Genomic DNA, 7,265 nt, shown 5'->3' on the forward strand with positions numbered 1-7,265 from the left:
CACCCCGCGCCGGACGGCGACACCGCACCCCGCCCGACGGCGCCCAGGACCCGCCCCGCCCGACGGCAACACCTCACCCCCGTTCCCGCTCCTCCACATACGCGTTGTACGACGCCACCTGCGCCCGCCGAGCAAACCGCTCCACCGGCCGCAACGCCTCCCCCCGCGCCGCCATCTCCGACGCGCTCACCGCGCCCCCGTGCCCGTGCTCGTACGCCAGCGAGACCAGCAGCCCGATCCGCTGCGCGAGTTCGAGCACCCGCACAGCCCGCGGCGGATACCCCGGAGCCAGCACCTCGCGCCCCCGCTCGGCCCGCGCCCGGTACGCGTCCAGCGCGGCCTCGGCCGCCGGCCCGGACGCGGCCACATCCAGCCGGGAGAGCATGTCGGTCGCCTCCCGCAGCGCCTCGGCCAGCTCGCGCTCCGCCTCCCCGAGGGAGGGCACGTCCACCGGTGGCGCTTCCCGTACGGGCAGGCAGTGCCAGACGACCTCGACGTGCTGGTCGCCGTCGGGGCCCACCGAGGTCACCGCGGGGACGAGCCCGTACGGCGCCCCCGTGGCGATCACCGCCTCCTCCGCCTCCAGCGCGCGTGCGTTGAACTCGGGCGGTCCACTCAGCCCGAGCGGATGCCCCGGCGCGGGCAGCGCGATCCGGAACCCGGTCACTCCGAGCGCCCGCAACCGCCCCAGCGCCAGCGTGAGCCCGACGGGGCCGGCCTCGCCGGGCAGGCCCTCCACCCGGTGCACGGCATCGTCGCCGACCACGGCGAGCATGGCGTCGTCCGGCGATACAAACCCGGCCAACAGGGCGTTTCCCCAAGCGGCCAGCAGTCCTGAGCGTGGTTGCGAAAGCATGGACCCAGCCTAAGGAACCCGGGGTATCGGACCTCACAGCCGGGCGGCCCGACCGGTGGCGTAGGTTTTCCCTGGGGGCCGCGCCTACCGGCGCATCCGAAACCTCAAGACGATTGCATGGGGAGACAACGCGCTCATGAGCGATGTACTGGAGCTGGTGGACGTATCCGTGGTCCGCGACGGACGTGCTCTGGTGGACGATGTCTCGTGGTCGGTCAAGGAGGGGGAGCGCTGGGTGATCCTCGGCCCCAACGGCGCCGGCAAGACCACTCTCCTCAATCTCGCGTCCAGCTATCTCTTCCCGACCACCGGCAAGGTGAAGATCCTCGGCGAGCGCCTCGGCAAGGTCGACGTCTTCGACCTCCGTCCCCGGATCGGCATCGCGGGCATCGCCATGGCCGAGAAGCTGCCCAAGCGCCAGACGGTCCTCCAGACCGTGCTCACCGCCGCGTACGGCATGACGGCGTCCTGGAACGAGGACTACGACGAGGTCGACGAGCAGCGCGCCCGCGCCTTCCTCGACCGGCTCGGCATGACCGGGTTCCTGGACCGCAAGTTCGGCACGCTCTCCGAGGGCGAGCGCAAGCGCACCTTGATCGCCCGCGCGATGATGACCGACCCCGAACTGCTCCTCCTGGACGAGCCCGCGGCCGGCCTGGACCTCGGCGGACGCGAGGACCTCGTACGCCGTCTCGGCCGCTTGGCCCGCGACCCGTACGCCCCCTCCATGATCATGGTCACTCACCATGTCGAGGAGATCGCGCCGGGCTTCACCCATGTCCTTATGATCCGCCAGGGCAAGGTGCTCGCCGCCGGTCCCGTGGAGACGGAGCTCTCCTCCCGCAACCTCTCGCTCTGCTTCGGGCTCCCGCTCGTCGTCGAACGCACGGGCGACCGCTGGACCGCGCAGGGACTGCCGCTCAGCTGACTGGTTATCACCCCTGTCCCGAGAGGGACCCCCGGACCTACCATGACCATGTGGAAATCGACGCATGGGTGTGGTGGCTGATCGGCGCCGTCGGACTGGGCATTCCGCTCGTCATCACGGCGATGCCCGAATTCGGCATGTTCGCGGTCGGCGCCGTCGCCGGCGCCGTCGTCGCGGCGCTGGGCGGCGGAGTGGTGGCCCAAGTGCTGGTGTTCGTCGTGGTGTCCGTCGCGCTCATCGCGGTCGTACGCCCGCTGGCGGCCCGGCAGCGCGGCGCGAGCCCCGGATCGGCCACCGGAATCGACGCCCTGAGGGGCCGTCAGGCCGAGGTCCTGGAGCGGGTGGACGGCAGAGGTGGCCGAATCAAGCTCGCCGGTGAGGTCTGGTCGGCGCGCTCCTACGACGACCAAGCGACGTTCGAACCAGGCCAACAGGTCGATGTGGTCGAAATCGACGGTGCGACAGCCGTCGTGATGTGAGCCAACCGACCTGAACGGTCCCCACGTACGTCCCCCGTCTGAGAAACTCGATCATCGGAACATCCGGCAGCGAAGGGCCCGAGGAACGCGATGCCATCAATCATCATCGTCCTGGTCATCCTGGTGGTGCTTGTATTCATCGCCTTGATCAAGACGATCCAGGTCATCCCGCAGGCAAGCGCCGCCATCGTCGAGCGGTTCGGCCGCTACACACGCACACTCAACGCGGGACTGAACATCGTCGTTCCGTTCATAGACTCGATCCGCAACCGGATCGACCTCCGTGAACAGGTCGTCCCGTTCCCGCCCCAACCGGTGATCACCCAGGACAACCTGGTCGTCAACATCGACACCGTCATCTACTACCAGGTGACCGACGCCCGCGCGGCGACGTACGAAGTCGCCAGCTACATCCAGGCGATCGAACAGCTCACCGTCACCACCCTGCGCAACATCATCGGTGGCATGGACCTGGAGCGGACCCTCACCTCCCGTGAGGAGATCAACGCGGCCCTGCGCGGCGTCCTCGACGAAGCCACCGGCAAGTGGGGCATCCGCGTCAACCGCGTCGAGCTGAAGGCCATCGAACCGCCGACCTCCATCCAGGACTCGATGGAGAAGCAGATGCGCGCCGACCGTGACAAGCGCGCCGCGATCCTCACCGCGGAAGGCATCCGCCAGTCCCAGATCCTCACCGCGGAGGGCGAGAAGCAGTCCGCGATCCTCCGCGCCGAGGGCGAGTCCAAGGCGGCCGCCCTGCGCGCCGAGGGTGAGGCCCAGGCGATCCGTACGGTCTTCGAGTCGATCCACGCGGGCGACCCCGACCAGAAGCTGCTGTCGTACCAGTACCTCCAGATGCTCCCCAAGATCGCCGAGGGAGACGCCAACAAGCTCTGGATCGTGCCCAGCGAGATCGGCGACGCCCTCAAGGGGCTCAGCGGAGCCTTCGGCAACCTCGGCGGCGGCGTGCCCGGCTTCGACACCGCCAAGGAACGCCCCCAGAACACCCCGCTGGACTGATCGGACCTGCCCCTCGTGCATGATCGGTGCATCCGGCACCGATCACCGAGGGGCAGTGCACCGTGACCATCTGGGAGATGCTCGCCGTTTTCGTCGCGGGGATCAGCGCCGGGACCATCAACACCATCGTCGGTTCCGGCACGTTGATCACCTTCCCCGTCCTGCTGGCGACCGGCCTCCCGCCGGTCACCGCGACCGTCTCCAACGCCCTTGGCCTGATACCGGGTTCGATCAGCGGAGCCATCGGCTACCGCGCCGAACTCACCGGCCAGCGCCGCCGCATCCTGATCCTGAGCGGCGCGGCACTCGTCGGCGGACTCAGCGGCGCCACACTGCTGCTCCTGCTGCCCTCGACGGCCTTCGAGACGATCGTGCCCGTCCTGGTCACGCTCGCCCTCGTCCTGGTGATCCTCCAGCCCCGGCTCGCCAGGACCGTCCAGGCCCGCCGCGAACGGAAGGGCACCCAGGCCCGCCCCAACGGCGGCCCGTTCCTGTTCGCCGGACTACTGCTCGCCAGTGTGTACGGCGGCTACTTCACGGCGGCCCAGGGCATCATCTATCTCTCCCTGATGGGCATGCTGCTCGACGACAGCATGCAGCGCCTCAACGCCGTCAAGAACGTCCTCGCCGCCGTCGTCAACAGCGTCGCCGCGCTTTTCTTCCTCTTCGTCGCGGAGTTCGACTGGACGGCGGTCGTGCTCATCGCCGTGGGCTCGGCCCTGGGCGGTCAGCTCGGCGCCAAGGTCGGCCGCCGACTGCCACCGGTGGCACTGCGCATCCTGGTGGTGGCGGTCGGCGTGGTCGCCATCGTCCAACTGCTGATCCGCAGGTACGGATAGGACACAGCGGGCAGGGCCTACGCGGCCGGCCGGGCGGCGGGGAGCCCGGCGACCGCGCCGGCCACCCCGGCCAGCCACGGTGGCAGCTCCGAGCGCTCACCCGCTCGCAGCGAGAGCAGCATCGCGTCGGCCGGGGACGGCACGAACGGCTGGAACAGCAGCGGCATTCCCGCCTGCTCCGGCGTACGGTCGGCCTTCCGGTGGTTGTCCTCGGCGCAGGAAGCGACCGTATTCAGCCAGCTGTCAGCCCCTCCCCGGGACCGCGGCACCACGTGGTCCACCGTCGACGCGCGTCTGCCGCAGTAGGCGCACCGGTGCTGGTCCCGTATCAGAACCCCTCGCCTCGACCACGGAGCCTGTCTTCGGAAGGGCACCCGGACAAACCGGCAGAGCCTGATCACCCGGGGCACCGGAAGCTCCACCGCGGCGGCGCGCACGCGAAGGGCGGGGTGGGCCTGTTCGACGACGGCCTTGTCCTGGAGCACCAGCACCACCGCACGGTTGAGTGTCACCGTCGACAGCGGCTCGAAGCTCGCATTCAGTACCAGCGTGTCCCGCATCCCGCCCACCTCCCGTGTGCCGGCCCAGCCCCGTCGACGGGGGCCCTTGGGCTTGGATCAACTCTGGCCGGGCGCGCCACGAGGGACAACACAATAAAAAATGCCCTGCCCTGATCTCTCCAAGACCAGGGCAGGGCAAACAACAGGCAAACGGTCAGCCCCCGGCGGGAGCCGCGTACTCCCCGATGAGCTGCGCACGCGCCAGCGTGTGAAACCGCAGATTGAATCCCACGAAAGCAGGCGAGCCGTCGCTGTCGGGCCCCAACTTCTCGCTGTCCACCGCGTACACCGTGAATACGTAACGATGCGCCGGATCCCCGGGAGGCGGCGCCGCGCCACCGAAGTCCTTCGACCCGTAGTCGTTACGCGCCTGCACGGCGCCCTCGGGCAGCCCTTCGAACGCACCGCTGCCCGCGCCCACCGGAAGCTCGTTGACCGACGCCGGGATGTCGAAGACCACCCAGTGCCAGAACCCGCTGCCGGTCGGCGCGTCAGGATCGAAGCACGTCACGGCGAAGCTCTTGGTCTCCGCCGGAAAGCCTTCCCACCGCAGGTGCGGCGAGGTGTTCCCGGCAGCATGGACCTGGGCGTCCTTCAGCACCGCCCCGGGCGAGACGTCATCGCTCACCACGCTGAACGACGGCACCTGCGGATGGAAGTCATGAGGGAGGGGAGCCCTCTTCGCCTCGGTCACGTCTGAACCTCCGAATCGGCTGTCCTGCCTTGCGGAATCGAGCCTAGTGCCCGGCCCTAGAGCCAATTGCGACGGCCACCCACCTCGGCGAGCCACTGATTGAGGTAGGCGGACCAGTCGGTGTCCTGGAAGCCGTCGAGCCCCACCTGGAAGGCCCTGAACGAGTCGCTGCCCTCGCTGAACAGCCCCGGCTTCTTGTCCATCTCCAGGATGACGTCCATCTCGCGGTCGTCCGCGACGAAGGTCAACTCGACCTGGTTCAGCCCGCGGTACTGCTGCGGCGCGAAGAACTCGATCTCCTGGTAGAACGGCAGCCGCTGCCGCGTCCCGCGGATGTGGCCACGCTCCATGTCGGCGCTCTTGAAGCGGAAGCCCAGCTGGATGAAGGCGTCGAGGATCGCCTGCTGCGCCGGCATCGGGTGGACGTTGATCGGGTCCAGGTCACCGGAGTCCAGCGCCCGCGCGATCGCCAGCTCCGTGGTCACTCCGATGTTCATCCCACGCAGCTGCTGCCCGTCGATGGTCGTGATCGGGGTCTCCCACGGGATCTCCAGACCGAACGGGACCACATGGACGGCCCCGGCCTGCACCTCGAAGGCCCCACCGATGCTCTCCTTGGTGAACTCGATGTTCTGCTTGCTCTCCTGGTCGCCGCCCTCGACCTCGACCCGCGCCTGGAGGCCGATGCTGAGCCCCTCGATCCGCTGGTTCACGGAGCCGCCCTGGAGCCGCACCTCGCCCTGGACGACGCCGCCGGGGACGACGTTCGACTCGGTCAGCTCCGTCTCGACGGACGCGCCCCCGGCACCCATGCTCGCGAGCAGCTTCTTGAAGCCCATATCCACTCCTTCTAGGTCCTGACCTCTACATACGCGCCATGGCGGTGACTGGTTCCCGATCTCAGGCTTCCGGTCCCCGGTTTCCGGTTCCCCAGTACGCTCGTACGCCATGACCGAGAGCTCCGACCGTATGCCGCTGCCGCGGGACTTCTTCGACCGCCCTGTCCTCGAGGTCGCGCCCGACCTCCTGGGCCGAACGCTGGTGCGCAGTACGGATGACGGACTCATCGAGGTCCGGCTCACGGAAGTAGAGGCATACGCGGGGGAGATCGACCCGGGCTCGCACGCCTTCCGCGGCCGCACGGCCCGCAACGCGGTGATGTTCGGGCCGCCCGGTCACGCGTACGTCTACTTCACCTACGGGATGTGGCACTGCCTCAACCTGGTGTGCGGCCCCGAGGGCATGGCGAGCGGGGTCCTGCTGCGGGCGGGCGAGATCCGTACCGGCGCCGAACTGACCCGCAAGCGTCGACTCTCGGCCCGCCACGACAGGGAATTGGCCAAAGGCCCGGCCCGCCTGGCCACGGCCCTTGATGTCGGCCGGGACCTCAACGGCACGGACGTCTGCGCCGGACCCGGATCGCCCTTGTCGGTACTGACGGGCCGCCCGATCACGGCTGACCAGGTCCGCAGCGGCCCCCGTACGGGAGTGGGCGGTGACGGAGCCGGCCACCCCTGGCGCTTCTGGATCGACGGTGACCCATCGGTCAGCCCCTACCGCGCTCATGCCCCGCGCAAACGCCGAACTTGACTCGCTCAGGAGGCTCCCCTAACGTAGCCCGAGCCGCACTTCACGGGTCCTGCTGTCAGCAGCCCCCGCAGCGGCCATCCACTCCTTACGATCAGACCCCAACGGGTATGTACTTTCGGCGTGCCGAAATACAGGCTCAATGGCTCGATTATGAGCCGGACCGGGATTCGGTTAAAGTAGTGAACAGCCGAAAGGCAAAAGGCCAATCCAAAGGCCGCCAGAATTCTTGAGGCAGACAGTAGCGCCGAGTGAATCTGGTAGAGTCGGAACCGCTGGAAAGGGAAACGCGAAAGCGAAGA

The 7,265-nt window shown here is 68.6% G+C and carries 9 protein-coding genes; 5 read left to right on the plus strand and 4 right to left on the minus strand.

Features of this window, described 5'->3' with window-relative positions; genetic code table 11:
- Nucleotides 1-73: 73 nt before the first annotated feature.
- Nucleotides 74-856: a hypothetical protein gene (locus tag ACIOJD_RS12465; RefSeq protein WP_401911567.1), complete on the minus strand. Its 783-nt coding sequence runs from the start codon at nucleotides 854-856 to the stop codon at nucleotides 74-76.
- Between the two features lie 136 nt (nucleotides 857-992).
- On the opposite strand from ACIOJD_RS12465, the gene ACIOJD_RS12470 reads away from it, so the two are divergent.
- From ACIOJD_RS12470 to ACIOJD_RS12485, 4 genes are all read left to right on the plus strand, one after another.
- Nucleotides 993-1,784 carry an ABC transporter ATP-binding protein gene (locus tag ACIOJD_RS12470; protein WP_401911570.1) on the plus strand — a complete coding sequence of 264 codons (792 nt, stop codon included), beginning with the start codon at nucleotides 993-995 and terminating at the stop codon, nucleotides 1,782-1,784.
- A gap of 50 nt (nucleotides 1,785-1,834) precedes the next feature.
- On the plus strand, nucleotides 1,835-2,263 hold the full coding sequence (locus ACIOJD_RS12475) for an NfeD family protein (protein ID WP_401886148.1): 429 nt from the start codon (nucleotides 1,835-1,837) through the stop codon (nucleotides 2,261-2,263).
- 90 nt (nucleotides 2,264-2,353) lie between these two features.
- Nucleotides 2,354-3,283 (plus strand): SPFH domain-containing protein, encoded by a 930-nt coding sequence (locus tag ACIOJD_RS12480; RefSeq protein ID WP_401886149.1) that lies wholly within the window; start codon nucleotides 2,354-2,356, stop codon nucleotides 3,281-3,283.
- Between the two features lie 62 nt (nucleotides 3,284-3,345).
- A complete protein-coding gene (locus ACIOJD_RS12485; protein ID WP_401911574.1) occupies nucleotides 3,346-4,122 on the plus strand; it encodes a sulfite exporter TauE/SafE family protein in 777 nt (258 codons plus the stop codon).
- Between the two features lie 17 nt (nucleotides 4,123-4,139).
- Here the strand turns inward: ACIOJD_RS12485 and ACIOJD_RS12490 are convergent, their stop codons facing one another.
- The 3 genes from ACIOJD_RS12490 to ACIOJD_RS12500 form a co-directional block, all read right to left on the minus strand.
- The gene (locus ACIOJD_RS12490) at nucleotides 4,140-4,682 is read right to left on the minus strand and encodes an HNH endonuclease (RefSeq protein ID WP_401911577.1); all 543 of its coding nucleotides are present in this window, start codon (nucleotides 4,680-4,682) and stop codon (nucleotides 4,140-4,142) included.
- Between the two features lie 154 nt (nucleotides 4,683-4,836).
- Nucleotides 4,837-5,376, minus strand: coding sequence for a YbhB/YbcL family Raf kinase inhibitor-like protein (locus ACIOJD_RS12495; protein ID WP_401911579.1), 540 nt, complete (start codon nucleotides 5,374-5,376; stop codon nucleotides 4,837-4,839).
- 56 nt (nucleotides 5,377-5,432) lie between these two features.
- Complete coding sequence (locus tag ACIOJD_RS12500; RefSeq protein ID WP_401911581.1) at nucleotides 5,433-6,215, minus strand: sporulation protein; 783 nt, start codon at nucleotides 6,213-6,215, stop codon at nucleotides 5,433-5,435.
- A gap of 109 nt (nucleotides 6,216-6,324) precedes the next feature.
- On the opposite strand from ACIOJD_RS12500, the gene ACIOJD_RS12505 reads away from it, so the two are divergent.
- Nucleotides 6,325-6,966, plus strand: coding sequence for a DNA-3-methyladenine glycosylase (locus tag ACIOJD_RS12505; RefSeq protein ID WP_401911584.1), 642 nt, complete (start codon nucleotides 6,325-6,327; stop codon nucleotides 6,964-6,966).
- Nucleotides 6,967-7,265: the final 299 nt, after the last annotated feature.

The organism is Streptomyces sp. NPDC088116, assembly GCF_044741745.1.
Classification (GTDB): Bacteria; Actinomycetota; Actinomycetes; order Streptomycetales; family Streptomycetaceae; genus Streptomyces.